This window comes from Ensifer sp. LC163, assembly GCF_001695855.1.
Taxonomy (GTDB): domain Bacteria; phylum Pseudomonadota; class Alphaproteobacteria; order Rhizobiales; family Rhizobiaceae; genus Ensifer.
This window is the reverse complement of sequence record NZ_MBSS01000068.1, coordinates 181,564-207,830: the sequence shown is the minus strand read 5'-3', so window position 1 is coordinate 207,830 and position 26,267 is coordinate 181,564. Positions and strand designations below refer to the sequence as shown.

Sequence of the window (26,267 nt, the reverse complement as noted above, 5' to 3'; positions counted from 1 at the left end):
AAAGTTTAACGAGTTCGTAAGTCATTTCGCTACTATTTGCGGCTAAATTAGCACCCTGTTTTGGAGCGCAGAGAGGGGCGCGGCCAACTGGCCGCATCTAGCTCCAACTCATGCCTTTTTGCGTTGGGGCCACGTGGCTCCGAAGTGGTGGTGATCTGTTGTGGGGGAGCGAAGCAAGATGCGCAGCAATCTGAAGAACAAGCTCGTCCGCATTTTTGAGGACGAAAACGGCAACTTTGCCATCATGACAGCTCTGGTGATGGTACCGTTGTTTACCGCCGCTTCCATTGCCATCAATCTCGCCCGCATCAACCTCGAGTCCGCCAAGATGCAGGACGCGCTCGATGCGGCCGCTTTTTCCGCGGTCAAGTCCTATGGTGAAGGGGAGGATGAGGCCCAGACGAAAGACCTGGCGAGCAATACCTTCTTCGCCAATTTCGGCATGCCAGACATCGTCGACGAGATCGGGTCGGGGAGTTCGACGCCGGTGGCGACCCAGGCAATCAAGGTCGCTTTCGGTGCACTCGGCGCGGAGACCACGGCGACGACGACCTATGAGCTCAAATATGCTCCGCTTTTCTGGGGCCTTCGACCCTATACGATCCATCGCGAAAGCGTCGCCGCGCGCATGCCGGGAAGGGAAGCATGCATCCTGGCACTCCATCCGACCGCAAGCCGGGCCTTCGAAGTGAGCGGCAGTGCAAGTGTCGATACGTCCGGCTGTACCATCACCTCGAATTCGAGCGATACGCAGTCGATCTATCTCAGCGGTTCAGCCACCTTGAAGGCCGAGTGTCTTTATGCGGCAGGCAAGGTATCGGCGACGCTGGCTCATCTCGAGCTCGCCTGCGGCAAAGCGGTGGAAGGGGTTCCACCTATCCTGGACCCATTCCGGTTCAAGAAGATGCCGACGACGGCGAGCTGGGTGAACCTCGCCGGATGCGGACAGAACTTCGTGGCGGGCGGTGGCGGCAATGGCGATTGCAACGGCACGAGCAAAACGCCGAACAACGCGCCTGCCGGCTATACTGTCGAACTGAAGCCCGGGACCTATGGCGGTTTGGAGATCAAGGGCAAGGTCCTTCTGCGGCCGGGGTACTACATCATCGACGGCGGCAGTCTGAAATTCACCAGCCAATCGGTGGTCGCCGGCGAAGGCGTTACCTTCTTCCTGCTGAACGGGGCCCAGCTCGACATTCACGGCGGATCGACCTTCAAGGTCAGCCCATCTCTATCGGGTGACTGGGCGGGTTTCTCGATCGTCGCCGCCAGGAACAATACGGCGACCGCGACGATCAACGGCAACAGCGCCTCGTCGCTTGCGGGCATCATCTACATGCCGGCATCGCGTGAGATCCAGTATGCCGGCAACGGCTCCACCGGCGGCGAATGCGTGCGCATCGTCGCGCAGGAGATCACCATGATCGGCAACAGCAGCTTCGAACTGGATTGCAAGGCGGAGCTCGCGAACAACACCATCAACAATCCTGGTGCAATCCGTCTGGTCAGATAACAAAAATCAATCAGGCAGCTCGGGGCAGGGCGACGCGTGTCGCCAGGCGCCTGGGTGCGCCTCAACAAATCAAGCCGAAGCAGTCTCAGCTCTACTGCATAATTCCTTAAATCGGAATCGATTTAAGGACAAAATTATGCAGCAACTCAAAGTGTTACAGCGACCTTTGCGCGTCTAAATAGACGCGCGGCGCTGTATATCGGCCGCCTCCCCCAGAGAGAGCATCGTGTCGGCGGCCCGCCTTCCGACCTCGGCATTGACGGCGAAGCCGAGGCTTTTTCTTGTGTTCCTGACGATACATTGTGCGATGCCGACGCAGCGAAAGCGAACTGCCGACTGACGGCGGAACAGACCGGCATCCCGCGGGAACCTTCAATTGACCTCGGTGTCGCGAAGATCGCGTGCCTTCCAGCCGTTCCTTATGCAGCCCCGTTGACGGGATGATCATCTATGACTAAACCAGCGAATAACTGGATAGTTACACTCATATTATTAGCATCTCTCTAAACAGTGCGAGGCCGGGCGCGTGGAGCAAGAAATCACGATTCGGTTTCGTAGTTGCTGCTTGCCGCACCGGCCCCGCCTTACCCTGGAGATTGAGGTGCGCGCGGCCCTCCTCCAATGGCCGTGGCCGACCTGCCCGGTCGTGCCGATGCATCTGGAACGCGACCGCTATTGCCTAATCGGGCGCGGCCTCTTCAGGCTCCCGAGTATCCAATGACTGGTGCAATCAGTGCCCTGCGCGGCTTCGGCCCGGTGTTCGCGCTGCTTTTCGGCCTGCAATTCATTTCCATGGGCGCAATGGAAATGAGCGGCCCGTTTTGGCCGATTCAGATCCGGGAACTAAGCCCTTCCGACAGCGTCTTCGGCTTGGCCGGCATCGGCGTCTATGTCTGCCCTATGCTCGGCGTGTCGGTGACGAGCGCGTTCTGGGGTCGCATAGGCGATCGCTACGGCAATCGCCTCATGATGGTGCGAGCACTCGCCGGCCTGGCGATCACGCAATTGCTCGTCGCCTTCGCCGAGAACGTCTGGACCATCCTGGCGTTGCGCTTCCTGCAGGGGGCCTGCGCCGGCTACATCGCGCCTTCCCCATCGTTGCTGGCCTTTACGGCCTTTCAAGTCTCGTGGCGCTCGGCCTATGGCTCAAATCGGCCCGCATAATCGACAAAGGAGAACTATCTTGAGGAGAAAACCCATGGTACTGCGCGCCGTGATCGCTGCCCTTGCCTTGGTGGCGTTAAGCCCGTTAGCGGTCTTTGCGAGCGAGCCGACGGCAGCCGCGCAAACGCCGACCACCGTCACCGACATCACCGGCCGCGAGGTGACTGTCAATGTCCCGGTCAAGCGCGTACTTCTCGGCGAGGGGCGGCAGCTCTATCTCCTCGCGTCGCTTGAACCGCAAGATCCGTTGGCCCGCGTCGTCGCATGGCGCAACGATCTGATCGAGGCCGACCCTGCCACCTATGACCAATATCTTCAGGCGTTTCCTGGGCTTGCAAAGCTCCCTGCCTTTCCCGGCCAGGAGAATGGACTGATCGACATCGAGTCAACAATCGTCCAGAAGCCCGACGTGGTCCTGCTCAATCTCGAAGCCATGCGAGCCAACGAGGACGCCGAATATATCCAGAAGCTGGCCGAGCTGAAGATCCCGGTCCTATACATCGACTTCCGCCACTACCCGCTGAAGAACACAGAGCCGACGATCCGTCTTCTGGGAAAGATCCTGGGGCGCGAGGCGCGCGCGGAAGAGATCATCGCATTTCGCCACGAGGCGATGGCACGGGTGACCGATGTCATAGCCCGAGCAAAACCAAACCGGCCCAAGGTCTTTATCGAGCGCATCGGCGGCTATGCAGATGATTGCTGCCTTTCGTTCGGTGCAGAAAATTTCGGCAAGTATGTGGAGCTCGCCGGTGGTCATAACCTCGGCAGCGACTTCCTGCCGAGCACCTTCGGGCAGCTGAACCCAGAGCAAGTCGTCGCCTCCAATCCCGAGCATGTGGTCGTCACAAGCGCCAATTGGCAGGCCTATGTGCCCGGCGGCCACTGGATACCGCTTGGTCCGGGCGCTGATCCGCAGGAGATGCGCAAGAAACTCGATTGGTTCACCACCCGTGACGCCTACACCGGGATTGCCGCCCAGAAGACGCGAAGCTTTCACGGCATCTGGCACCAGTTCTACAACAGCCCCTATGAGTTCTTCGCGGTTCAGCAGTTGGCGAAATGGTTCCATCCGGATCTTTTTGCCGATCTCGATCCAGATGCGACCTTCGCCGAATATCACCGCCGTTTCCTGCCTATTCCCTATCGGCCCGGCTATGCCATCAGCCTCGCCGGTGCAGACTAAGGTACTGGAAGGCGTTGCTCCGGGTCCTTCTCGACCGGCCCGAGGGAAATCGCTAACGCGGCGGCTGACATTCGTATGCTCTGAGCGGGCGAGGCTCGTCGATCGACGCCCTCGCCTTCGCATTTCCGCTCCGGTGCCCCGATTGAAGCGTCGATTGGGGTCTTGGACGTTTGAACTTGGTTCTCCGCCAACCAAAAAGGGAGGCGCCGGCCTCTGGCCGCGCCTCCCTTGTGATCACCGGAAACGGCGTCAACTCACGCTGTCATCAGAAATCGGTTGTCATTGAGACTTTCACCGTCAGTGGCGCACCCTGCGAGATCGTGCAGAAGCTCGCGACGCCGGACCAGTAATCGAGGTCGAAGACGTTCTCGACTTCGGCCCGGAACGTAACCGGCTTTTCGTTTATCTCCGTCAGATACCGGGCCCCGAGGTCTAGCCGCGTCCACGCGGGGATTTCCTGGGTATTGGCGGTGTTGACGTATTGCTCGTCGGTGTGGATGACATTGCCCGTCAGCGTCAGACCTTCCATGAACGGCGTATCCCACTCCGCACCCAGATTGACCTGTACCGACGGCACGCCGATCGGCGTATTGCCACGGGTCGCGGCACTGTTGGTTTTCGTCAGCTCGCCGTGGATGAAGCTCACGCCGCCGAGCACCCGGACCTCGGGCGTCACTTCACCGAAGATGTTGAGTTCGAGGCCGCGATTGCGCTGTTCACCGCCTTCGACGAAGACAAGACCGCCGCTGCTTGCCTCGAGCTGGCCGAAGGGCTTTTCGATCTGGAATGCGCTGACCGTCACCGCCACGCGGCCGAGATCCACCTTGGTGCCGATTTCGTACTGCTTCGACCGATAGGGCGGGAGCGTTTCACCGGCATTGATCGCGGTCGTGGGGGCGCTGTCGCCGACACTGAGACCCTCGACGTAGTTCGCGTAAAGCGCGACGTTGTCCCATGGCTTAACGACGATGCCGACCAGAGGCGTGAACGCGTCCTCATCGGACGAAGTGGTGACAGCACCGGTGGCCGCGCTGTAGTTTTCGGTGTCGATGCGCTGAAAGCGTCCGCCCACGGTCAACTGCAGGCGCTCGTCGAGCATGGACATCGTGTCGGAAAGCGCAACGCCGTAGAACACGTTCTCAGAGACCCTCGGCACGTGAGAAGGTTGCGGCACGTCCTGCCTGGGGCGAGGAAGCGGATTGAAGAGATTGCTAAGCTGGGCGGTGCCCGAGTTCGAGCCGCGGGCGAGGCTCTGCTCCAGGCCGCTGACCTGGAAGGTGACGGTGTGCTCGACCGCATCCGTGTCGAAGGTGGCGCGAACACCTGTCTCGGCCGTCAGCCGGTCAACATCGAAAACGAAGTTTTGCGGTGTGATACTGACATCGCCGGCAGAATTGAGAATGACGGGCGTGCCGAAAAGTCGCTCGACGCGCGAATTGCCGCCGCCGACGGCGCCGAACAGCGTCACGTTGTCGCTGAGATCATATTCGACCCGCCCCAGCCACGACAGATCTTCGCTCTTCGACCATTCCCACGGCTCCTGGACATTGGAGTGTCCGTCCGGCGCGTCCGGAATTTCGATGCCGGCGGTCGGGAAGAATGGACGTTGCGGAGCGTCGAAGTCTTCCCGCTGGCCAATGACGTCCAGCGTCGCCCTGAACCCTTCGCCCTCATAGTCGAGCGCAAGCGCCCCGACAGCCACGTCGCGCGACTGATTGTCGATCCCGGTGTCGCCGCCGTGATAGCTGCCGTTGAAGCGGACGCCGAGCTGGCGCTCCTCACCGAAGCGGCGGCTAAAATCAAGATGGCCACCGCCATAGAGATCCGACGCATAGTCGGTCGTGAACCGCGTCAGGTCGGCATCGGCCGCACGCTTGGGCACGATGTTAATCGTACCGCCGACGCTGCTGTTCGGCGAGATCCCATAGATGAGCGCGGTTGGACCCTTGAGCACCTCGACACGCTCGACGTAGTCGGTGAACAGGCGGTAAGTCGGAGCGACACCGTAGACGCCGTCGAACGCCACCTCACCGAAGTTCCCCTCATTGAGCGGGAAACCCCTGATATAGAAGGAGTCCAACATACCGCCGGAGGCATGGGTGCTTCTGACCGAAGGATCATTGGCCAGCACGTCGGCCACTGTCCGTGCGCCCTGGTTTTCGATCGTCTGAGAAGTGTAGCTGGTGATGTTGAACGGCGTGTCCATGAAATCGCGGTTGCCGAGCAGACCCACACGGCCGCCGCGGGCGACCTGCCCGCCGGCATAGGCTTCCGGTTCATTCCCTATTGTCGCCGTCGAACGGCCCGCCGTCACCTCGATACGATCCAGGACGGTCGTATCTTCCGCCAGCGCAACACGACTTACCGTCGCCAGCAAAACCGCCAGCGACCCCACACGCAGTATCATCCATAGCCCCCTGTAACCTATTGACCAAAAACATTTCTTGGCCCCAGGCAGGCCTGAATGTGTCGGTCCCAGGGGTGCTAAATAACTTGATTATAATTGTCAAGATATACCGCACGAAGAAAGGCTCGCATTTATCCGCGCAAGCCACGGCTTGGTTTCTGCCATTCGGCGCCAATGAATTACGCTTGCGGGAAGCCCCCATTCCTTGGCTGTTGTTATACGGTCCGTGAAATTCCGCGTTTTGCCAAAGGCCGGGTCTCGATCAAATCGGGTGTGCATTACGGGGAGAGATTGCCTCCGAGAAGGCAGCCTATCTCGAGGTTACCAGCCAAGAGCAGCAGCAGATCTCGAAGCTTTGGGTGAGAGACTTCCTGGACCGCATTTTCAAGCGGGGCCCATCGCAGTTTCCGGCTTCGTCTCTCGGGGAAGTCCAACAGAGTTTCCTGGACCTCGAGCAAATGCACGTCGAGGTGATAGGTAAGATCGCTGCTATCCTTGATGTAAACGAACGAACCAAGTGCGTCGTTTGATACGCGGCCTCTAACGCCAGCCTCTTCCATCGCTTCCCTCGCAGCCGCCACACCGGAAGTTTCTCCTGTTTCGATGCGCCCTTTCGGTATTCCCCAGCGGCCGTTTCGGCGGCTCGCGAGAAGCAGCACCTCAGGAGAGCTGTCTGCAGAGATTCGAAAGCAGATCGCACCAGCTTGTTGGACACGCGCTCGCGAACAACCGGCAGCACTTTGAGGGGTCACTGCGCATACCGGCGAGAATTGCTCTACCATCTCTCACGGCCTTGATGGATTGCGACGAGGAGCTCGCCGGCGTTTATGACAGTTTTGCGACGCCCAGTCTTGCAATGAATGATTGAAAATGCGGTGAGATGCGAAAACCGAAGGCTGGCTTTGCCCAACCAAGCAAGCGACGGATCTACACCTCAACGATAAGATTTACGATCGAAAGCCTTGTCTTGCCTTCACCGCATAGACCTCAATGCCAATGCCTTCGCTCATGACCGAGGTGGCGGGCAAGGTCTCACCACACTGACTTTCGGTGCCGCAGCTTGCGCGAGAACATCTGCCTTGGTGAAGGCGATAGGGACCCGTCAAGCTGCCCCGTCTCTACGAATGCTAAGCTTAAGACAGCGCGTCCCTTATCGCCTTCCACGACGCCTCGTCCGGCGCCGCCAGCAGGTGGCCCTCTGTCATTGTCGGCCGATAGGTCTCTCTGGCCATGGTTGCCGCAAACCCGCCCGCTTCCGCATGGATCAGCACGCCGGCGGCGTGGTCCCACGGCTTCAGGCTCTCGTTGAGACAGAAGCCCATCGCGCCGGTCGCAAGCATACGATATTCCCAGGCCGAGCAGCGCCATGTGGTCGTGCGCAGAAAACGCAGCACACGCGGCGCCAGCTTCGCCTGCAGGTCCGGCTCGAACATATGCAGCGGAATGAAACCGTGAATTTGGTCGATCGGCGTCGGCGCGGCGACGGAAAGACGCGTTTTCGTGCCATCTGCGGCCACATGCCAGGCCCCCTCGCCGCGGCGGGCGACAAGGAAATCGCCCAGGATCGGGTAATGGATCAATCCGGCGATGGTCTCGCCGCCGGACACGATGGCGAGGATACTGCCGAACATCGGCACGCCATGGGCAAAATGCCAGGTGCCGTCGACCGGATCGATAACCGCCGCAAGGTCGGCGTCGGCCAGGCGCGTGAGGATGGAGGCGTCGTCCGACACCACCTCCTCGCCGACGATGGTAATGCCAGGCAGGCGCTCAGCCAGCCTCTGGCTGAGCACGCGCTCGGCGGCGATATCCGCGTCCGTGACGATGTCGTCGGCTGCAGTCTTAGCGCGGATGGTGTCGGCGGTGATGGCGCGGAAGCGCGGCAGGATTTCGGCCCCGGCCGCTTCGCGCATGTCGCCCATCAGGGCGAGCATGAGTTCATTGGTGACGGGTTTCATGCGCGGCGCGCCTCGAGATAGGCTTTCAGCGCTTCCGGCTCGTCGGTCTGGAAGACGCTGATGCCGGCATCCATCAGGCGGCCCCAGATACGGTCCGGATCGGTGAGCGCCGTTTCGTCTAGGCACTCGCCGCTGGCAGCCATGTCGAGTGTGTTCGACCAGAGCGCCATGCCGGCATCGCGGAACAGCTGCCGGTTGTCGGCGATCGTCTCGAGCCGGTCGAAGCGCATCTCGCACATGAATGGCTTGATTTCGGAGAGCAGCGCCATGGTCTCGTGCAGGCCCTGGGCCGTGAACTTCGCCATCGCCATGAACGGTACACCTTCGATATTCTGGGCTCGGACCCAGTCAAGTTCCTCGCGGGTCATCACGCGCGTCTTCAGGTCGACATAGGGTGCGGCATTCATCTCGCGAGCGCAGGCAGCAACCTCCGAAAACAGGCCGCGATCCTTGAGGTCGAGATCGGCGAAGATCCGGCCGCGGATGATTTCGAGCGCCTGCGTCAAGGTCGGGATGCGCTGGTCGGTGATTTCGCGATGCTCGCCGCCGTCGTCCTCGCGCAGCGCGATCGCCTGCAGTTCGGCGATGGTGAAGGTCTCGGCGTCGCGGTCGATACCGGCCATCCGCAATAGCGTGTCGTCATGCATGATGAAGAGTTCGCCATCTGCGCTCTTGCGTACGTCGAGCTCGACGATGTCGGCGCCGACAGCGATCGCCTTTTCAATCGCGGCCAGACTGTTTTCCGGCGCACCGTGCCAGGCGCCGCGATGTGCGACGATGGCGGGCGCGCGCTTGGGATCGGCGATATAGTCCTTGTAATGGGTCATTTCATTCTTCCTTGGGTAGGTCAGGCGCGGCGTGCCGCCAGATAGGATTGAAGGGCCGCCGCCTCGTCGGTCTGGATGACCGAGATGCCGGCATTGATCAGGCGACCCCAGACGGCGTCGGGATCCATAAGTGCTGCGGTATCGGTGAAGCCGGCGCAGGCGACGGAATCGAGCGTGTTGACCCAGAGCGCCATGCCGTTTTCACGCAAAGCACCATCGAGGGCGGCCAGCTCTTCCAGCCGATCGAAATAAATTTCACAGACCGAAGGCGAGAGTTCCGACAGAAGCGCGATCTGGGCTGCGGCGCTCGGCACGTTGAGGCGGGTCTTGGCCATGAACAGAACGTCATGCGGAATGATCGTCTCGCGGATCCAGGCAAGGTCCTTTTCGGTTTTCAACGAAGCCCAGAAATCCACTTGGCGCTGGACCTCCATGGCCTTGGCACAGGCGATGACATCCGGGATGACATCCCGATCCTTGACGTCTAGATGCAGAAAAATGCGGCCGCGCGTCAGTTCGAAAACTTCGGCGAGGCTCGGCAGCTTTTCGCCGGTGAACGCATTCTCGGCACCGCCGTCGCGGTTGCGCAGGGCAAGCACGGAAAGCTGTTGCGACGACAGGTTTTCCGGCGCGGCATCGAGGCCGGCCATGCGCTCCAGCGTCTCGTCATGCAGCAGGAACAGCCCGCCATCGGCGCTGCGGCGGATATCGATCTCGACCACCTCGTAACCGGCGTCGATCACCCTTTCGATGGCGAGAAGGCTGTTTTCCGGCGCATCCCGCCAGAAGCCGCGATGCGCGACGATGGCGCAATCGCGGGCCGGATCGGCGATAAACTCTCTGTAGTTCACTGGTATTCTTTCACTGATGCGGGCGCGGACTTGGTCTGATCGAAGGCATTGGAAATCGCGCGGCTGGTCCCATTGTCGAAGAGATGCAGCCGGGCCTGGGAAAAGGACAAGGATAGCGTCGATGTCGGATCGATTTCGGCGCCGAAGGGCGTGGCGATGCGCAGCGGCTGGCCGGCGATGTCCGCTTCAAGGATTTCGTGGGAGCCGAGGTCCTCACGGTAGCGGATCTGCGCCTTGATCGGGCCGCCTGCCTTGACGGTGATGTCTTCCGGGCGAATGCCCAGCTGGAAACTGCCCTTGCCGGCGAAATTCGCGACCACCTGGCCGTCGGCCAGCCGCAGCGCGGAACCGTCGCCCGTCACTGCCAAAATGTTCATCGGCGGCGAGCCGATGAATTTTGCAACGAAGATGGAAGCCGGATGGTGGTAGATCGCCTTCGGGGTATCGAACTGTTCGATGTGCCCCTTGTTGAGGATGAGTATGCGATCGGCGAGCGTCATCGCCTCCACCTGATCATGGGTGACAAAAACGCTGGTGGCACCGATGCGGCGATGCAGGTCGGCGAGTTCGACGCGCATGTCGTGCCGCAGCTGGGCATCGAGGTTGGAGAGCGGCTCGTCGAACAAGAGCACGCCCGGCTCGCGGATGATGGCGCGGCCGATCGCGACGCGCTGACGCTGGCCGCCGGACAGCTGGCCCGGTTTGCGGGCGAGGAAATCGGCAAGGCCGAGCATCTTCGCGACGGTGGCCACCCGTTCGGCGCGTTCGGCCTTCGAGACGCCAGCGACCTTCAGGCTGTAGGCCATGTTTTCGGCGACCGTCATATGCGGATAAAGCGCATAGTTCTGGAACACCATGGCGCAGCCGCGGTGCTTTGGCTCTAGGTTCTGCACCTCGCGGCCGCCAATGAGGATCTTGCCGCCGCTGACCCTTTCAAGACCGGCGATCATCTGCAGAAGCGTGGACTTGCCGCAGCCCGACGGGCCGAGCACGACGGTGAACTCGCCGGGGCGAAGCGCCACGTCGAGTTGTGGGATGACGACGGTCTTGGCGTCATAGGCCTTGGTGACGCCGATGAGCTCGATATCGGCCGCGGCGGCGCGAATGGCTGTGTCGATGGCGGTCATTGGGTCATTTCTCCGAAAGAACGAGGCCCTGGACGAGAAAACGCTGCAGCAGGGCGATCATCGACAGGGGAACGAGGGAAACGAGCACGGCACCGGCCATGATCATCGGGAAATCGGGCACCTGGCCGTCGGCATCCGGCACGAGGCGGGCAAGCCCGACCACGGCGGTCTGCATGTCAGGCGTCGAGGCGCCGACCAACGGCCAGAGATATTGTGTCCAGCCGCTCAGGAAGGTGAGCACGAACAGCGAGGCGACGCTTGTGCGGGCAAGCGGCAGCAGGATATCGAACAGGAAGCGGATCGGCCCTGCCCCATCCATGCGGGCCGCCTTGAACAGGTCTTTGGGCAGGGTGAGGAAAAACTGCCGAAACAGGAACGTGCCGGTGCCATGCGCGACCAGCGGCGCGATCAGGCCGAAATGCGTGTTGAGCACACTGAGTTCGAGATGGACTGGCGCGCCGAAGGCATTGGCGATTAGATCGTTGAGGCCGGTGACATCCAGCACGGCATTGAGCGGCGAAAAGATGTTGGAAGCGACCTGGTATGTGGTGATCACCCGAATATCGAGCGGCAGCATGATCGTTGCCAGGATCAGCGCGAACACCACGCCGGCCCAGCGAATGCGGAAATAGACGATCGCATAGGCCGACAGGAAGGACAAAGCGCAGGTGGCAAGCGCATTCGAGAAGGCGACGATCATGCTGTTGAGCATCTGGATCGGGATGCGCGTGTCGTTGATGACCTTGCCCATATTGGCAAACAGCTCACCGCCCGGAACCCAGGCGAGCCCGTTGCGCAGCATGTATTCATAGGACTGCGACGCGGTGGACAGCGTCAGGTAGAGCGGGCCGACGATATAGACGATGCCGATGATCAGCAGGATGCTGGCGGCGATGTTGATGGAGCGTGCGTTCTCGACCATGGCTCAGCGCTCGTAATTGATGCGCCGGCCGAGGAAGACGAACTGGCAGGCTGCGAGAAGAAGGACGAAGACCATCAGGATGGCCGTCTGGGTGGAAGCGCCGGAAAGATCAAAGCCGCGGAAGCCGTCGACATAGATCTTGTAGACGAGCAGCGTCGTCGAACCGCCCGGACCGCCGCCGGTAATGGTATCAATCAGTGCGAAGACCGAGGTGATGCTCTCGGTGAATTCGAGCACGAAGGTCAGAAACAGCTGCGGCATGATCAACGGCAGCTGCACGTCGAATATGCGTCGCCAGGGCCCTGCCCCGTCCATCGCCGCAGCCTGGTGCATAGTGTGCGGAATCGAACGCAGGCCGGCGAGCAGGATGACGAAATTGAACGGAATGCCGCTCCACACATGTGCAGCGACCAAAGTGATGAAGGCGTCGGTGCCATCGATGCCGGGGTTCCACAGGCCGGGAACCAGCGTATTGAGCGGCGCCATCAGGCCGACGAACGGGTTGAAGATGAAGGCGAAGACAACGCCGATCGAGGCGCCGGCGATGCCCTTCGGCCAGACCAAAATGTTGCGGGCCGGGATAGACAGGGCGATCTTGCGGTCGGCGGCGATGGCGAGCATCAGCGGCACGATGACCGCGAGCGAGGATGCCGTCAGCATGAAGACGATGGTGCGCCACCCGGCCATCCAGAATTCCGGATCCGACAGGACGCGCGCAAAATTCTGGAAACCGACGAATTCCGAGCCGCCGCCAAACGGCTGCTCCAGGAAAAACGACCAATAGAAGGCCTGGAAGACCGGCACATAAAAGAACAGGACGATCAGCAACATCAGCGGCGCCGCAAGAAGAAGCGGCAGCCAGCGATGGCTGAACAGGGAGGATTCCGACGACATGGAGACAGTCCCAAAACAGAATGAGGACATGGGGCGGTTTTCCGCCCCATGTCAGCGGATGCGAGATCAGGATCAGGGAAGCTTCTTGCCCTTGTAGGTCTGCTCGAAGCGACGCAGCAGTTGGTCGCCGCGCTTCTTGGTGTTGTCGAGTGCCGCCTGCATGGTCTGCTGGCCGGCAAAGGCCTTCTGGGTTTCTTCCATGAAGACTTCGCGGAACTGCACGTAGAAGCCGAGGCGGATGCCGCGGGTATCTGCCGTCGCCGGCTGGTTCATGGATTCAACGCCGAGCTTGGCGGTCGCGTATTTCGGCGAGTTCGCCTCGCCGCTTTTCGCGATGGCGTCCAGCACATCGGTCGTGACCGGCACGTAACCGGTATTGGCCGTGAAGAACATCTGCTGTTCGGGACGGCGCAGGAAGTCGAGGAAGGCCTTGGCTGCGTCGATCTCGGCCTTGTCGTGGCCCTTCATGACGTAGATGGAGGCACCGCCGACAAACGTGTTGTGGCGCTCATAGCCCCTGTACATCGGCGCCATGTTGACGGCCAGCTCATACTTGCCGTCGAACGCCTTGGCGGCGGCAGTGTAGGAGCCGGAGGACTGTTCCATCATCGCGCATTCGCCGGCATTGAAGGCGGCGGTGTAGTTGCCGGCCTTGGTGTCGGCGGCGAGACGCACCAGGCCTTCGTTGCGCCACTCGACCAGGTTGGCCAGATGCTTGGCGGCGAAGGTGGCGTTGATGGCATATTCGGCGTCGAGGCCGTCATAGCCGTTGTGCTTGGTCGCAATCGGCAGGCCGTGGCGGGCGGAGAACTGCTCGAGCACGCGCCAGGTGTCGCCATCGGTGACGAAGGGGCAGGCATGACCGGCGGCCTTCAGCTTGCGGGCGGCCTCGATCACCTCTTCCCAGGTGGTCGGCGTCTGCATGATGCCGGCTTTCTCGAGCTCGGTCTTGTTCGCGTAGAACAGCAGCGTGGAGGAATTGTAGGGCTGGGCGAACAGCTTACCGCCCGAGGTTTCGTAATAGGCGCGGGCGCCGGCGATGTACTGGTCCCACTTGACGTCCGGCATCAGGTCCTGAACCGGCTCGACGGCGTCCGACAGCATCAGTCAAGCGTGCCGGCGTCGAAGAACTGGATAAGAACCGGATGGTTCTTGGCACGGTAGGCGGCAATCGCCTTCTGCATCGAGACTTCGTAGCTACCCTGGCCGACGCAATTGACGTGATTCTCGCTCTGGGCGGCATTGAAGGCATCGCACTGGGCTTTGATAGCGGTTTCGACCGGGCCGGTATTGCCATACCAGAATTCGATATTGGTGGCCTGGGCCGCGCTGGCACAGCCGAGAAGCGCGACCGTGGCCGCAAGAGTGGAGATCTTCATGTTCGCTTCGCCCTTTTGGATACCCGAGCCTTTTCGGGAAGAATGACGGGGCGTTGTTACACTTGGTGTGTGACAATTAGTTGAAGGTATTCTCGGATGCCGCGGCATCCTCCCCCGCGTTATGGGCGATACGCACGGAAGGAAGACAAACTCCTAGCAGTTGTCACACGCGCGTGGTAACTACCCTGCGCAAGGAGACCGAGCATGCCTTATTCACCGGAACTGCTGATCGACCAGCACTTTCTTCGCGCCAACGACGATGCGGTCGCTTCCGCAAACGAGCGCAGCCTCATGCGATTGATCTGGCGCCACCCGGGTCTCTCCCGCTCGGAACTGACGGGACTGTCCGACCTGACGCAGCAGTCGGTCCATCGGATCCTGGACAGTCTGTCTGAACGCGGCATCGTACTTCTGGGCCAGCCGAAGCCCGGGCTTGGCAGCGGCCAGCCGAGCCCGATGCTGCGTCTCAACGGCGACCACGCTTATGCCTGCGGCCTGTCCGTCACTTCAGATGTGATTGACATCTGTCTCATCGACCTTTCCGGAAAAATCCTGGCCGAAAGCAGCATCCTGCTGTGGAACCGCAGCATGCGGCAATCGCTGGAGCTTGTTCGCGAGGAACTGACAGGGCATCAGCAGCGTCTCGGGCTGTCGTCGGAGCGCTTCTTTGGAATTGGTTTCGGCATCGCCGGCTTCCACGTGGACGGGACGCGCTACAATGCGTCCCTGCCGTTGCACGAATGGTCGTTGATCGAACTCGGCCCGTTACTTTTCGAAACCTTCGGAAAACCGGTCTGGACCATGAACGGCGCCAAGGCCGGAGCAATCGCCGAGATCATGTTCGGAGCCGGCCGCCACATCAAGCATCTGGCTTATCTGAGCTTCAACTACGGTTTCGGCGGCGGCCTGATCAGCGATGGCGAGCTTCTGCTCGGCGGTAACGGCAATGCGGGAGAGTTCTCGCAGATGTACGACTATGAGGAAAACAAACGACGGCCGGCACTGCAATATCTGCTGGAAAGGCTCAATCGCCATAACGTCAACGTTCCTTCGATCAGCTACATGCGAAAGCACTTCGACCGGACTTGGCCAGGTGTGGAGGAATGGGTCGACGAGGTGGCGCCAGCCTATAACCGTCTCGTCAACGCGATCTGGGCCGTCTACGACCCGCAGGCGATCGTCTTCGGCGGGCAGGTCCCCGTGGATCTTGCCCAGATGCTGATCGACCGCACCGAACTTTTCGGGAAACCCCGCTACGGCGTTTCCCGTCCCCATCCGAAACTGATTATTTCGGAGATCGGCAGCGACGCGGCGGCGATGGGAGCAGCTGTAAAGCCGTTCCAAGCATGCTTCGTTTGAGACCGCCCGCCGCGGGGGCGGCAAAGGTCGCCTTGAGTGGATTCGAACCGACGACCGAAGGGAGACGGGGATTTCAACGACAGCCAAGCCCAACCGCGTTGATGCGGATGTCGTAGAGAGCAAGTTCAATCGCGATGCACGCCAGCGTTTGCGGCCAGATAGGGCGTTGAAAATGGTCACCCAAGCGCTCGCATGCAGATCTGGTGCGTAGATATCCCTCGGCTTCGACCATTGTCGCAAAGACCGGAGAGCCAGTCGAGCAACCAAGCCTTTTATAGGATTCTATTTGGTCCGCGCTGTCGCGCGGAGGAAAGGTTGCATGCGAGCGCAGCGATGAATAAGCTCTGCCGGCGGCACGTAAGCCGCTTCGTTGACGAGGATAAAGATGGCAACCGGTACCGTTAAATTTTTCAACCAGGACAAGGGTTTTGGCTTCATCACGCCCGACAATGGCGGGGCAGATGTATTCGTCCATGTGTCGGCGGTTCAGGACTCCGGACCACTTCGAGACGGACAGAAGGTCAGCTACGAACTGGGCCAAGACCGCAAGACCGGGAAGTCGAAAGCGGAAAACGTCAGATCAGTTTGATCTGCATCTCTTCTCACTCAAAGATGGCCCATTGGCAACGTCGCCTGTTTCTGGCGGCGTCAGCGCTCGCGGCGCAAGGTGCATGCCGATCCTAAGTAGGCTCGAAGCCGAGCACGGAATCGATGACTTTCGACGACGACATAGCGGCCTACGGCTATCGCCGGGTTCATGCCATCCTGCGCCGCAACGCCCGCAGCGAAAGCCGCTCGTGGCCAAACGTCAAACGCGTCTATCGGGTGATGAAGGTGCACGACCTGCTGCGGAGAACCAGTTCGCCGACCTCTACAACGATAGCTCACCTTGCCGGGCAAGCTTCACGCGTCCTGTCCATCGAGCAAGCAGCAGGAAGATCGAGCAATAGACCGCAGCGCCAATCCCAACCTGTAACAGGAATGTCGACATCAACGGGATCGACGGCACCTCCAACTTGCCATGAAGAACGACAACAACGGCGACCATTGCTGAAGCGGCTGGCGCGATCAGGATTGCGATATTCTTCATCACGCTTCGCCAGTCAACGCCGCCGAACCGTATCTGTAATCTGACCGACGTCGTCACCGCAAAGGCGGCGCTGACGCATTGTCCCACCGCCAACGGCAGCAGACCAAATGGCGCGAGCGCGACGATGAGTGACAGCGACACGAAGACGTTCAACAGCGTGACCGGCAGTCTCTTGTTCACGTTCCCCATCACGGACAGCAACGGTTCGGTGATGTAACCCGGCAGGAGCAGCAGTTGCTTCAGACATAGGACTGACACGATGAGCGCCGCAGGCATCCACTGCTCGCCAAGAACAAAGTAAACCAGGGCGTCCGACACCTGCATCAGCCCAAGATAGATGGGTGAAGCAACAACAAGCAGCACGGTCAGAAAACGACCGCTCGCTTCGGCAACTGAATTGTCCTGGTGCTTGGCCTGCCGGTCCCGAGCACGCCTGAAAACGACCCAACCAAGTGCCCGGGTTGGCTCCCCCAAAAACTCGGAGATGGCCGAGACTATTCGTTCCGCAGCGCGATAGTACCCGGCCTCGGTTACGCCCAGGAAACTACCGACTGCGAGCGTTCCAGAATAGGAGCTGAGAAAGACGACGATCCGGTTCGCGACGATATGCCGTGAGAACTCAAAAACGCCCTTCACCACCGATCGCGTGATAGATAAATGCGGCCTCCAGCCAACGATCCGGGCTGACCCCGTAAGCACCATTAGCTGGATGGCAATTCTGCCGATGACCAGGGCGGCCGCATGCCATCCAAGAAGAAGCCCTGTGATCGTCGCACCAACGCCGACCACCTCTGCCAGGATGCGAATAACCGCCTGCTGACGCAGTTGACCACGAACGACGAGGGTCCCGTCATATACGGTCGAAACGGCGGCTGGCAGCATCCAGCAACTGAAGAGTGCGAGAAGAGCGCTTTCCCAATATCTCTCCGTCCAGAGATAAAGCACTGCCGAGGCACCCAACCCCAACACTGTAAAGAACAGACCACTCAGCAAAGCGATTGTCGCCACCTGGTCGAAACGATCGCGGTCGTCACCGGATTTCATTATGAATTCGGCCCAACCTCCTTCCGCAAGAACAACGCAGAGAATGGCTATGGCCGAAATGAATGCAAACAATCCAAACTCGGTCGGCGCGAGAAGTCGTGCAGCAACAAAGAACGTACAAAGCTGTGTGACTTGAGCAGTCGCCTTGGCGGCAATCACCCAAAATCCTCCGGCCATGACTGATCCGGTGGTGTTCGAGCTTACCGTACTTCCACCTTTTTCCCGTAGCGGCTGGTTTGGTTGGTCTGCCGACCGGTCAACTGGCAATGGACTCGTCCTTCATTAAAGAAAAAAGTCTCGGCAGCGATAGGGTGGCCGGACGGAGGAATACGGCAAAGCGTATCCCCCTCGCCTATCCACCTTCTGCTTAACCTTGGGTACGCTGAAAGATTATCGAGTATCGCAACTCCCAGGTTGGTTCGGTCCGATCCAAAGGTTCACGCCCCCAACGGACCCACGGCCATCCGTCCTTCGACCCATCAGCCGACCACAGTTCTTCCTGTCCCAGGAGGACCGGCTTGAAATCGGACGTTGCCAAAACTCGTGTCTTCAAATCGAGGTCGATACCATCGACAACAAGGTATCCCCCGGGCTCGACTAAGTTCATCACGTTCCGCAAGCAGACTTCGGCAAGCGGGTCGTCCATCGGACCCATCACATTGTTTGCAAGAACGATATTGTGCGGCCCGAGGGTGGCAGCGAGCCCACCTTCCGTTGCATCGGCTGTAAACCAGATGGTGTCCTTGCGAAGCCAATCCTGCACCCGAAGCGTTCCACCGTGCTGAACTTCAAACACGTCGCGAAGAGCATTGATATCTTCCCGGAAGACTTCTGGTCGCCCTTCCTGATACAAGCCGTTTATTGCGGCGGGCTGGTCTGGACAATAGATGCCTCGTTCGGCAGCTTTGACAACCTCGCTTGAAATATCCACGCCTGTCGCCAGAATCGTTAAATCTGGCCGGGCCCGACGCAGCACATACATGGCCGAATATAACTCCGCGCCTGTACTGCACCCAATTGACGCCAGTTTGACGGTCGACCCAATCTGGTACGCGGACAAAAGCCTTGCCAAGACGTCCAACAGCGGCGGGTTTCGCATGAACTGTGTGTAGTGGCTTTGGTTGCGAACCGTGTGGCGGGTGAACCTGCGATAAATGAATCTGCCCAAACGGCGCATAGCGCGGGTCTGCGTAATCGCGCCTGGCAGCCCGTCCCAGATACTGTGGCAGACACGGCGTGGCGTTTGGAAAACGGCATCGGCGAAATTGATGGTGGACATGTAAGGAACTCCTGATCAGTTGCTCCGACGCCGCGCAATCCGAAAGGCAACGACCTCTCTTTAGCGAAAGGTTCGCGCCAGTCGGTGCCCAAGCGAGGAGCAAGTGAGTTCGGTCGATGAACGCGCGGGATGAATCCAGTCCGCCCGCACATAGTCAGCCATCGGCTTTCGGAAGTGTGCTGGATGGGACCTGCGCAAGACCGGATGTGAAACCCGTTCATCTCTGAACCTAAGTTTTGTGATATCTCCAACAGCGTGAGCCAACTGAGCGGCTTACGGGATTACGCGTCGCGGATACGGCGCGATTTCACAAAATCAGGCGATTGGAGGGCGATAGAGGCGGGGGGGAAAGAACGAATTCGGCTCGGACCAAACAGCACGTGGGTGCGTCGTGGCTGGCGCCCGGTCAGCCAACGTCGGGACGTCCGTCAGAACCGCTAAGACAGTGCACATCGCACGGCAGCACTTCCGGTAGCTATGCTCGCCGTTATGGTGATCGCTCTTCTCATCCGCCGCGCTCACGCAGTGATGCGAATGGCCGACATCAATAGCGGCTTCAACTAAGGCAGCGCTGCTATGAATGGCGACCTGCTCTGAATTGCTGAAGGTGAATGCAGCGAACGACAAAATGATCGCTAGCTTCATCAAACCACTCAGATATGAGATCCACAGCTTTGCCATCCCGCATTTCTAGGTTCGTTGGGGTGTGCGATCAACTCCGCAGTCTGGCCAAAAATTCAACCAAATTGCGTAATGCATCTAGTCACCTGAATCTAAAGTTCGCCGCATAATGTCTGCTCTGCTTTTTGGCCATCTCGAGTGGAAAGGCCATGTTGTTGCGCACGGTCATGTGCGGATAGAGCGCTTAGGACTGGAACGCCATGGCGAGCCCGCGCTTGGCCGATAGAGCCTTGGTCACGTCCTTACCGTCGATCTCGATGAGGCGCTCCTCGAAATCGCGCAATCCGGCTCGGTTCCGCTCCTTGGTAGCAAGTTGGACATGCCGTTGCCCCACTCAAGTCTTGCATGCGGACATATCCGGCTTCCCTATCGCTAGACCGTCATGCCGCACTAAGGCTGATCAACGCATCGTCCCCCTTCGCAATTCGGCAGCCCCGGCTCCGTCTGGAAAGCACCTCGGCGAGCCATACGGCGTCGTCGTACTCAGCACGTACGAGACGAAATCTTGTCCGGCGGAACGCTACCATTTCGAAGCCGCGACAGCGATGGTCGCGGTCGTCGATGTCCACGAAATAGGCGAGCGCGAGATCCGGTCTCAGGGCCTCGTGACCGCGTATCCCCTCGTAGTCGTTGATGAAATCGCCGCATCCATAAAGTATTGGCCTGCCGCGGTAGATTTCCATACCGATCGGATGGTGGGACGAATGCCCGTGAACAAGGCCGACGCCGGCTTCGTCGATCAGCCGATGGGCGAACTGTCGATGCGCTTGCGGTATCTCATAGCCCCAGTTTGGCCCCCAATGGATCGACACGACGACGAGGTCCCCGGCGCTTTGGCATTGCTCCGTGCCGCGTATGACCCGCGCGACAGCAGCGTCCCCCAGATCGCCAAGGAAATTGACGCCCGGCCTTTGCCTTCTGGCGGCCCAATGAGCCGAGACGCCCGCAGAAGGACAGCCGAAACCGAACACCAGCACCCGTCGTCCTGCTGCCGCGTGCAGCAGCGCCGGGCGACCCGCAGCTTCGGCATTGTCGCCGGCACCGGCGCTGGCGATTCCCGCTTGCGCAAGGTACCTGACCGTATCGGACAAAGCCGGCATTCCCCAATCCGCAACATGATTGTTCGAAAGCACGCAGCAATCGATCTTGGCAATGGCGAGGCAGCCGATATTGTCCGGATGCATGCGGTAGTTGATGCCCTTGGCTTCTGGCACGCCATTCGCGGTGATACTCGTTTCGAGATTGGCAATGCGGAGATCCGCTGCTTGGCTGTCGATCTCCAGGAGCGCGTCGCCCCAGATATAGTCGAGCGATACAGGGCGCGGAATGGGCCCCGAAGACCGTTCGGCAAGCCTGACATAGTCCAGCGCCGATGAGCAGTAGCGTTCAAACAGAGCCGGATCGCAAGGATGCGGCAGGATCTGGTCGACGCCGCGGCCGGTCATGACATCACCGCAAAGAAAGAACCTCATGCATACTCCTTCTCGGCCAATGGCAATTCAACAATGGTGATCCCGCGCGCGTCATTTCATTGAGCCGCATCAACGCAATTGCAAACCATCCGGCGTTTCGCTTGTCAGGCTATCGAAACCGACAATCGGGCGATGTCCCATGTCCTCTCTGGACCGGACCCCTGTCTAGATGGACAATGCGCCAGGCAGTGGCTCATCACGAGTGCCGCTAGGAAACTGCTTCCTGAACTCGCCGAGGACCCCATGACTTTTACCATCACATCACCCGCCTTTGACGATGGCGGAACCATTCCCAGCCTCTACACGTGCGAAGGACGGGATATCTCACCACCTCTTGAATGGACGGACATCCCGGCCGGAACCAGAAGCATCGCGCTGATCGTCGACGATCCGGATGCCCCGGATCCGGCCCATCCGAAGATGACCTGGGTACATTGGGTTGTCTTCAATCTGCCGCCCGATCTGTCCGGGCTTCCGGAAGGGATCTCGCAACTGCCGTCAGGCGCCGACACAGCCAGGAACGGCTGGAATCGCAATGCCTATGGCGGCCCTTGTCCTCCCATCGGCACGCACCGCTACTTCTTCAAGCTCTACGCACTTGATGACCGGCTGAATGTATCTGCGGCGGCCAGCAAGGACCAGATCGAAGTGAAAATGCGCGCCCACATCATCGCCAAGACCGAGCTTGTTGGCACCTACCGCAGGGCGGCACACTGACGGGCCGACAGCGTGGCTGAGCGTACGGCCAAACTCTATGTCCAGGCCCCAGGCCCCAGGCGGGAACCGTGATCCGGGCGGAGACGCGATGATATGGCTCCCTGACCTCGGCGAGGGCTTCGAAGGCGTCATTCCGTCCATCATCGCGGCGGCGGCGGACGGCACGCCCAATATCGGTAGCGTCGCCTTAGATTATTGAATGACGCAGTCGCGATGGCCAAGGGTTCGCCCCTTCGCCACCAGTTACGGCATCGGGTCGGGCCCAACAGCTACCCCTTGCAAAGAATAGGGATCCGTTCATGATTCGCGAGATGCTCTACCTTGATGCGTGCATACGGTTACTGGCGCTCTCGGCCGAGTGTCGAATTTACAGGGCGGAATGGGGTCGTAGCTCAGTTGGGAGAGCGCCGCAATCGCACTGCGGAGGTCGAGGGTTCGACTCCCTTCGACTCCACCAAGATGACCCTGACCTAGTTTCAGGAGGATGGCAATGTAGCAAGAAAATCAACAACTAACAGGCGGCCTCGCAAATGGGATGCCTAATAAAGGGAGGAAGTAATGGCTATTCGTTTATTGTTTGCCGGCGCTCTGATGACGGGCGTGGCAGCTATGGGCTTTGCGGGTTCCGCATGGGCTGGCGAGTTTGACGGCGTGACCGTCAATGTCATCACCTTCACCGGCCCGCAGATTGCCGAGCCGATGCAACGCCGCGCTCCTGATTTTGAGAAGCTCACGGGCGCCCACATCAATGTGATCACGGTTCCCTTCTCCGATCTCTACCAGAAGATCCTCACCGACTGGTCGACGGGTACCAACTCGCTCGATGCCGGCGTGTTCGCGCCGCAGTGGATGGTGGACTATGTGACACCGGGATTCATGGAAGACCTTAGCCCGCGTGTCGAGGCGGACGCCGCTCTCAAGCTCGACGACATCGGCGGGTTTTTCCGCGATTTCTCGATGAAGTTCGCGGGCAAGACCTACACCATTACCCTCGATGGTGATTTCCAGATGGTCTATTACCGGACCGATGTGGCCAAGGAGCTTGGCCTCGGCGCGCCCCAGACCTGGGACGACTACATCGCTTTCGCCAAGGCAGCCAACGGCAAGGACATGAACGGCGACGGCAAGCCGGATTTCGGCTCCTGCATCGCCAAGAAGCGAAATGCCCAATCCTACTGGATGGTGACCTCGGTCGCCGGCGCCTTCCTGCAATCCAAGGGCACGTCGCAGGGTGCCTTCTTCGACGTCCGCGACATGAAGCCCCTGGTCAACAACGAGGCCTTCGCGGCGGCGCTCGCTGTCTACAGTGAGACCACCAAATATGCCCCGCCTGACGAGATCAACCTCGACGTGGGCGACACGCGCAACCTGTTCACCTCGGGTCAGTGTGCGCTGACCATCGACTGGGGCGACATCGGCACGCTCGCCATCGACCCGGAGAAGTCCAAGGTGGTCGACAAGGTAGGCGCCGTCATCCTGCCGGGGTCCGCCAAGGTGCTCGACCGTGATACCGGCAAGCTCGTCGACTGCACAGCCGATATCTGCCCCTACGCCATCGACGGGGTGAACCACGCGCCCTTCGCGGCCTTCGGTGGCTGGTCGGGCGGCATCAACACCAAGGCAGCCCCGAAGGTGAAGGATGCGGCCTACGCCTTCTTCAGCTACATGAGTGCACCCGAGCAGTCCAATGTCGACGTCACTATCGGCATCACCGGCTTCAACCCCTACCGCCTATCGCAGTTCCAGGGCCTGGATAACTGGCGCAAGGCAGGCATGAGCGAAGCTGCGGCCAAGGACTATCTGGGCGCCATTGAGGCGAGCCTGAATTCGCCCAACATGGTGCTCGACCTGCGCATTCCGAACAATCAGAAGTATCAGCAGATCGTGCTGGATACGGCGATTGCCCGCATGCTCGCCGGAGAAATAGACATTCCGACCACGATGAAGACCATCGAAGACGGCTGGAACGAGATCACCGACGAAGTTGGCCGCGACAAACAGCTCGCCGCCTACAAGTCGACCATCGGCGCAAACTAAAGCATGTCGCGCAAAAGTGTGCCGCGGTTTTGCGATAACGACATGCGTAAAAACAAGTGCTTAAGCGCCGCAAGCGAATCCTAGAGATCGCGACGCGCTTTAGCGTCACATCGACCCGGTTTCTCCCGTCCTCCGGGACGGGAGAAACGTCAAATCCAGATGGAGCACACGCCCTTGGAGACTTGGCAGACACGCGCTGTCGATTGGTTCGATCGGCATTCTGGGCGGCTTTTCGTGCTTCCGGCCAGCCTGCTCATTTTGGCCTTCTCGATCTTCCCGCTGATCATTTCGGCATGGCTTGCGCTGTCGCGCTTCAGGCTGGGCAGCGAAGGATACGAACTCATCTTCGTCGGCTGGAGCAATTTCAGGAAGCTGCTGTTCGGCTCCGAGCAGTATCATTTGCTTGGCACATTCATGCCCACATCGTGGCTCGGCTGGCTCATTGTCGCGGCCGCGATTGTCCTGATCGGCTGGGGCATTCGCAGCTTCGTCGCTTCCGGCCACGTGACCGTCATGGGCGCGATCGGTCGTCTCATAGCCTTTGGTCTTTTCGCCGCGCTCGCCTGGCTCTTCGCCGCCACGATCGGCGACAAGGGCCAGATCGGCTCGCTGTCGACGACGATCTTCTACGTCTTGCTGGGGGTCGCCATCCAGTTCGTCATCGGCGCCGGGCTGGCCTTTCTCTGCTCGCTCAGAATCCGCGGGCGAAGCTTTTTTCGCGTGGTGTTCTTCGTCCCGCTCATGGTCACGCCGGTGGGCATCGCCTACACTTTCCGCATGATGGCCGACATGACGGTGGGGCCCATCTCGCCCCTCTGGCACTGGCTGGGCTTGGGCGATTTCTCATGGGCGACCAATGCCTGGTCGGCGCGGCTCGTGGTCGTTCTGGGCGACTCTTGGCAATGGATCCCGTTCATGTTCCTGGTCATGCTGGCTGCCTTCGAGAGCCAGCCCAAGGATGAACTCGAGGCGGCCGAACTAGACGGCGCCTCCAGCTTCCAGATCTTCGTTGACATCACCTGGCCCTCCGTCGCCCCGGTCGCGGCAACCATCGTGCTGATCCGCATGATCGAGGCCTTCAAGATCGTCGACCTTCCTAACGTCCTGACCAATGGCGGTCCCGGAATCGCGTCCGAATCCCTCACGCTGCACGCCTTCATGCAGTGGCGCGCCCTCGATCTGGGCGCTTCGGCTGCAATCTCCTATGTCCTGCTCTTCACCTCGACGATCATCTGCGTGTCGTTCTTCAACTTCGTCGTCAATCCTGCGAGGAGGGCGCGCCAGTGAGCATTTTCGAATCCAAGAAGCTCGGTGAAATGGCCGTCGGGACCAAGATCGTGGTCTACGGGGTGCTTGGCATCTGGACCTTCATTGTCCTGTTCCCGCTCTATTGGGTGCTGATCACCTCGTTCAAGGTGCCTATCGCCGTATCCGGCGGACCTTTCTACCTGCCCTTCGTCGACTTCTTGCCGTCGCTGCACGCCTGGAGCTACATCTTCTTCGATCTGGGCAACGATACGTTCCGGCCCTATTTCAACTCGGCGGTCGTGGCCGTCTTCTCGACGCTTCTTGTAATGATCGCCGGGTCGCTGGCCGCCTATGCGCTGTCGCGGTTCACGTTCCGGCCGCGGCTCTTGACCATCCTCATCTTCATACTCGCCGTCGCCCTCGTCATCGTGCTGGTCGCGGCACTGGGCGTGAACTGGCTGATCGCGGTCACCGTCGGGTTGGCGCTGGCCGTCATCGGGGCAGGAATGTTCCGCAGGACCCCTTCGCCCACGCTGGGTAATCCCGACATCCTGTTCTGGATGATCTCGCAACGCATCTTTCCGCCGGTCGTGGCCGCGATCCCGATCTACGTGATGTTCCAACAGGTCCGCCTGCTTGATACCCACGTGGCGCTGATCCTCACCTACACGGCGGTGAACCTGCCGATCGTGGTCTGGCTGATGTACGATTTCTTCGTCTCGATCCCCAAGGATCTTGAGGAATCAGCCGAGCTCGACGGCGCCTCGAGAATCCGCATCTTTTTCGAGATCATCCTGCCACTATCCAAGCCGGGCCTCGTCGCCACGAGCCTTCTGGTGCTTATCTTCTCCTGGAACGAGTACCTGCTGGCTCTGTTCCTCTCGACAGCCAACGCCCAGACCATGCCCCTTTTGGTCGCCGCACAGAACGCGACGCGCGGACCGCAATGGTGGTACATGAGCGTGCTCATCATCATCATGATCGTGCCGGTCATTCTGCTCGCCCTTGTCCTGCAACGCTTCATCGCCAAGGGACTGCTCGTTGGCGCCGTCAAAGGTTGAACACATGACCGTCAGGCTCGAGAAGGTAGTCAAGTTCTTCGGTTCGGTGCG

At 60.0% G+C, this 26,267-nt stretch carries 22 protein-coding genes, 1 tRNA gene and 2 pseudogenes; 11 read left to right on the top strand and 14 right to left on the bottom strand.

Going from position 1 to position 26,267, the window contains the following annotated elements:
* Positions 1 to 178: 178 nt before the first annotated feature.
* The 3 genes from BC360_RS30335 (at position 179) to BC360_RS30325 (ending at position 3,863) form a co-directional block, all read left to right on the top strand.
* The gene (locus BC360_RS30335; RefSeq protein WP_065797982.1) at positions 179 to 1,513 is read left to right on the top strand and encodes a TadE/TadG family type IV pilus assembly protein; all 1,335 of its coding nucleotides are present in this window, start codon (positions 179 to 181) and stop codon (positions 1,511 to 1,513) included.
* A 717-nt stretch (positions 1,514 to 2,230) separates the two neighbouring features.
* The gene (locus BC360_RS30330; protein WP_274533965.1) at positions 2,231 to 2,677 is read left to right on the top strand and encodes an MFS transporter; all 447 of its coding nucleotides are present in this window, start codon (positions 2,231 to 2,233) and stop codon (positions 2,675 to 2,677) included.
* A gap of 34 nt (positions 2,678 to 2,711) precedes the next feature.
* Entirely contained in the window at positions 2,712 to 3,863 is a 1,152-nt protein-coding gene (locus BC360_RS30325) for an ABC transporter substrate-binding protein (RefSeq protein WP_065797981.1), read from the top strand.
* Positions 3,864 to 4,128: 265 nt separating this feature from the next.
* Here the strand turns inward: BC360_RS30325 and BC360_RS30320 are convergent, their stop codons facing one another.
* The 9 genes and pseudogenes from BC360_RS30320 to BC360_RS30280 form a co-directional block, all read right to left on the bottom strand.
* On the bottom strand, positions 4,129 to 6,270 hold the full coding sequence (locus BC360_RS30320) for a TonB-dependent receptor (protein WP_065797980.1): 2,142 nt from the start codon (positions 6,268 to 6,270) through the stop codon (positions 4,129 to 4,131).
* 278 nt (positions 6,271 to 6,548) lie between these two features.
* Positions 6,549 to 7,052 carry an NUDIX hydrolase gene (locus BC360_RS30315; RefSeq protein ID WP_083222793.1) on the bottom strand — a complete coding sequence of 168 codons (504 nt, stop codon included), beginning with the start codon at positions 7,050 to 7,052 and terminating at the stop codon, positions 6,549 to 6,551.
* Positions 7,053 to 7,403: 351 nt separating this feature from the next.
* Positions 7,404 to 8,228: an inositol monophosphatase family protein gene (locus tag BC360_RS30310; protein ID WP_065797979.1), complete on the bottom strand. Its 825-nt coding sequence runs from the start codon at positions 8,226 to 8,228 to the stop codon at positions 7,404 to 7,406.
* A complete protein-coding gene (locus tag BC360_RS30305) occupies positions 8,225 to 9,055 on the bottom strand; it encodes a glycerophosphodiester phosphodiesterase family protein (protein WP_065797978.1) in 831 nt (276 codons plus the stop codon). Before BC360_RS30305 ends, BC360_RS30310 begins: the two co-directional genes overlap by 4 nt.
* A 20-nt stretch (positions 9,056 to 9,075) precedes the next feature.
* Complete coding sequence (locus tag BC360_RS30300) at positions 9,076 to 9,906, bottom strand: glycerophosphodiester phosphodiesterase family protein (RefSeq protein ID WP_065797977.1); 831 nt, start codon at positions 9,904 to 9,906, stop codon at positions 9,076 to 9,078.
* Positions 9,903 to 11,033: an ABC transporter ATP-binding protein gene (locus tag BC360_RS30295; protein WP_065797976.1), complete on the bottom strand. Its 1,131-nt coding sequence runs from the start codon at positions 11,031 to 11,033 to the stop codon at positions 9,903 to 9,905. Before BC360_RS30295 ends, BC360_RS30300 begins: the two co-directional genes overlap by 4 nt.
* Before the next feature lie 4 nt (positions 11,034 to 11,037).
* On the bottom strand, positions 11,038 to 11,955 hold the full coding sequence (locus tag BC360_RS30290; RefSeq protein ID WP_065797975.1) for an ABC transporter permease subunit: 918 nt from the start codon (positions 11,953 to 11,955) through the stop codon (positions 11,038 to 11,040).
* A 3-nt stretch (positions 11,956 to 11,958) separates the two neighbouring features.
* Positions 11,959 to 12,849 carry a carbohydrate ABC transporter permease gene (locus BC360_RS30285; protein ID WP_065798009.1) on the bottom strand — a complete coding sequence of 297 codons (891 nt, stop codon included), beginning with the start codon at positions 12,847 to 12,849 and terminating at the stop codon, positions 11,959 to 11,961.
* Between the two features lie 72 nt (positions 12,850 to 12,921).
* Positions 12,922 to 14,228 (bottom strand): annotated as a pseudogene (locus BC360_RS30280) (extracellular solute-binding protein).
* Positions 14,229 to 14,432: 204 nt separating this feature from the next.
* Here BC360_RS30280 and BC360_RS30275 point away from each other — a divergent pair.
* A complete protein-coding gene (locus tag BC360_RS30275; RefSeq protein WP_065797974.1) occupies positions 14,433 to 15,587 on the top strand; it encodes an ROK family transcriptional regulator in 1,155 nt (384 codons plus the stop codon).
* A 73-nt stretch (positions 15,588 to 15,660) separates the two neighbouring features.
* Here BC360_RS30275 and BC360_RS32465 read toward each other — a convergent pair whose 3' ends face one another.
* The gene (locus BC360_RS32465) at positions 15,661 to 16,062 is read right to left on the bottom strand and encodes a hypothetical protein (RefSeq protein WP_167590865.1); all 402 of its coding nucleotides are present in this window, start codon (positions 16,060 to 16,062) and stop codon (positions 15,661 to 15,663) included.
* Here BC360_RS32465 and BC360_RS30270 point away from each other — a divergent pair.
* Both BC360_RS30270 and BC360_RS31185 read left to right on the top strand, forming a co-directional pair.
* A complete protein-coding gene (locus BC360_RS30270) occupies positions 15,973 to 16,176 on the top strand; it encodes a cold-shock protein (protein WP_065785321.1) in 204 nt (67 codons plus the stop codon). The genes BC360_RS32465 and BC360_RS30270 overlap by 90 nt on opposite strands.
* Before the next feature lie 137 nt (positions 16,177 to 16,313).
* Positions 16,314 to 16,436, top strand: a pseudogene (locus BC360_RS31185) (IS3 family transposase); the annotation flags it as partial.
* Positions 16,437 to 16,458: 22 nt separating this feature from the next.
* Here the strand turns inward: BC360_RS31185 and BC360_RS30265 are convergent.
* From BC360_RS30265 to BC360_RS30250, 4 genes are all read right to left on the bottom strand, one after another.
* Entirely contained in the window at positions 16,459 to 17,898 is a 1,440-nt protein-coding gene (locus tag BC360_RS30265; RefSeq protein WP_083222792.1) for an oligosaccharide flippase family protein, read from the bottom strand.
* A 190-nt stretch (positions 17,899 to 18,088) separates the two neighbouring features.
* Positions 18,089 to 19,000, bottom strand: a complete 912-nt coding sequence (locus BC360_RS30260) for a CheR family methyltransferase (protein WP_065797972.1) — start codon at positions 18,998 to 19,000, stop codon at positions 18,089 to 18,091.
* Positions 19,001 to 19,315: 315 nt separating this feature from the next.
* The gene (locus BC360_RS30255) at positions 19,316 to 19,681 is read right to left on the bottom strand and encodes a hypothetical protein (protein WP_065797971.1); all 366 of its coding nucleotides are present in this window, start codon (positions 19,679 to 19,681) and stop codon (positions 19,316 to 19,318) included.
* A gap of 380 nt (positions 19,682 to 20,061) precedes the next feature.
* A complete protein-coding gene (locus tag BC360_RS30250; RefSeq protein ID WP_065797970.1) occupies positions 20,062 to 21,153 on the bottom strand; it encodes a CapA family protein in 1,092 nt (363 codons plus the stop codon).
* A gap of 243 nt (positions 21,154 to 21,396) precedes the next feature.
* Between BC360_RS30250 and BC360_RS30245 the strand changes: the two genes are divergently transcribed.
* The 5 genes from BC360_RS30245 to BC360_RS30225 all read left to right on the top strand — a co-directional run bounded on the left by BC360_RS30245 (position 21,397) and on the right by BC360_RS30225 (position 26,216).
* The gene (locus BC360_RS30245) at positions 21,397 to 21,870 is read left to right on the top strand and encodes a YbhB/YbcL family Raf kinase inhibitor-like protein (RefSeq protein ID WP_065797969.1); all 474 of its coding nucleotides are present in this window, start codon (positions 21,397 to 21,399) and stop codon (positions 21,868 to 21,870) included.
* A 381-nt stretch (positions 21,871 to 22,251) separates the two neighbouring features.
* Positions 22,252 to 22,327 (top strand) — tRNA-Ala (locus BC360_RS30240).
* 101 nt (positions 22,328 to 22,428) lie between these two features.
* Positions 22,429 to 23,907, top strand: a complete 1,479-nt coding sequence (locus BC360_RS30235; protein ID WP_065797968.1) for an ABC transporter substrate-binding protein — start codon at positions 22,429 to 22,431, stop codon at positions 23,905 to 23,907.
* 159 nt (positions 23,908 to 24,066) lie between these two features.
* Entirely contained in the window at positions 24,067 to 25,194 is a 1,128-nt protein-coding gene (locus tag BC360_RS30230) for a carbohydrate ABC transporter permease (protein ID WP_065797967.1), read from the top strand.
* Positions 25,191 to 26,216 carry a carbohydrate ABC transporter permease gene (locus BC360_RS30225; protein ID WP_065785328.1) on the top strand — a complete coding sequence of 342 codons (1,026 nt, stop codon included), beginning with the start codon at positions 25,191 to 25,193 and terminating at the stop codon, positions 26,214 to 26,216. The genes BC360_RS30230 and BC360_RS30225 overlap by 4 nt, the downstream gene beginning before the upstream one ends.
* The last annotated feature ends 51 nt before the right edge of the window (positions 26,217 to 26,267 follow it).

Bases quoted from the DNA above. Each gene is read 5' to 3' on its own strand.
- BC360_RS30265 (WP_083222792.1), bottom strand. From the start codon at position 17,898: ATGGCCGGAGGATTTTGGGTGATTGCCGCCAAGGCGACTGCTCAAGTC.
- BC360_RS30260 (WP_065797972.1), bottom strand. From the start codon at position 19,000: ATGTCCACCATCAATTTCGCCGATGCCGTTTTCCAAACGCCACGCCGT.
- BC360_RS30295 (WP_065797976.1), bottom strand. From the start codon at position 11,033: ATGACCGCCATCGACACAGCCATTCGCGCCGCCGCGGCCGATATCGAG.
- BC360_RS30285 (WP_065798009.1), bottom strand. From the start codon at position 12,849: ATGTCGTCGGAATCCTCCCTGTTCAGCCATCGCTGGCTGCCGCTTCTT.
- BC360_RS30275 (WP_065797974.1), top strand. From the start codon at position 14,433: ATGCCTTATTCACCGGAACTGCTGATCGACCAGCACTTTCTTCGCGCC.
- BC360_RS30305 (WP_065797978.1), bottom strand. From the start codon at position 9,055: ATGACCCATTACAAGGACTATATCGCCGATCCCAAGCGCGCGCCCGCC.
- BC360_RS30250 (WP_065797970.1), bottom strand. From the start codon at position 21,153: ATGAGGTTCTTTCTTTGCGGTGATGTCATGACCGGCCGCGGCGTCGAC.
- BC360_RS30325 (WP_065797981.1), top strand. From the start codon at position 2,712: ATGGTACTGCGCGCCGTGATCGCTGCCCTTGCCTTGGTGGCGTTAAGC.
- BC360_RS32465 (WP_167590865.1), bottom strand. From the start codon at position 16,062: ATGGACGAATACATCTGCCCCGCCATTGTCGGGCGTGATGAAGCCAAA.
- BC360_RS30310 (WP_065797979.1), bottom strand. From the start codon at position 8,228: ATGAAACCCGTCACCAATGAACTCATGCTCGCCCTGATGGGCGACATG.
- BC360_RS30270 (WP_065785321.1), top strand. From the start codon at position 15,973: ATGGCAACCGGTACCGTTAAATTTTTCAACCAGGACAAGGGTTTTGGC.
- BC360_RS30245 (WP_065797969.1), top strand. From the start codon at position 21,397: ATGACTTTTACCATCACATCACCCGCCTTTGACGATGGCGGAACCATT.
- BC360_RS30230 (WP_065797967.1), top strand. From the start codon at position 24,067: ATGGAGCACACGCCCTTGGAGACTTGGCAGACACGCGCTGTCGATTGG.
- BC360_RS30315 (WP_083222793.1), bottom strand. From the start codon at position 7,052: ATGGTAGAGCAATTCTCGCCGGTATGCGCAGTGACCCCTCAAAGTGCT.
- BC360_RS30255 (WP_065797971.1), bottom strand. From the start codon at position 19,681: ATGGCAAAGCTGTGGATCTCATATCTGAGTGGTTTGATGAAGCTAGCG.
- BC360_RS30335 (WP_065797982.1), top strand. From the start codon at position 179: ATGCGCAGCAATCTGAAGAACAAGCTCGTCCGCATTTTTGAGGACGAA.
- BC360_RS30290 (WP_065797975.1), bottom strand. From the start codon at position 11,955: ATGGTCGAGAACGCACGCTCCATCAACATCGCCGCCAGCATCCTGCTG.
- BC360_RS30320 (WP_065797980.1), bottom strand. From the start codon at position 6,270: ATGATACTGCGTGTGGGGTCGCTGGCGGTTTTGCTGGCGACGGTAAGT.
- BC360_RS30235 (WP_065797968.1), top strand. From the start codon at position 22,429: ATGGCTATTCGTTTATTGTTTGCCGGCGCTCTGATGACGGGCGTGGCA.
- BC360_RS30330 (WP_274533965.1), top strand. From the start codon at position 2,231: ATGACTGGTGCAATCAGTGCCCTGCGCGGCTTCGGCCCGGTGTTCGCG.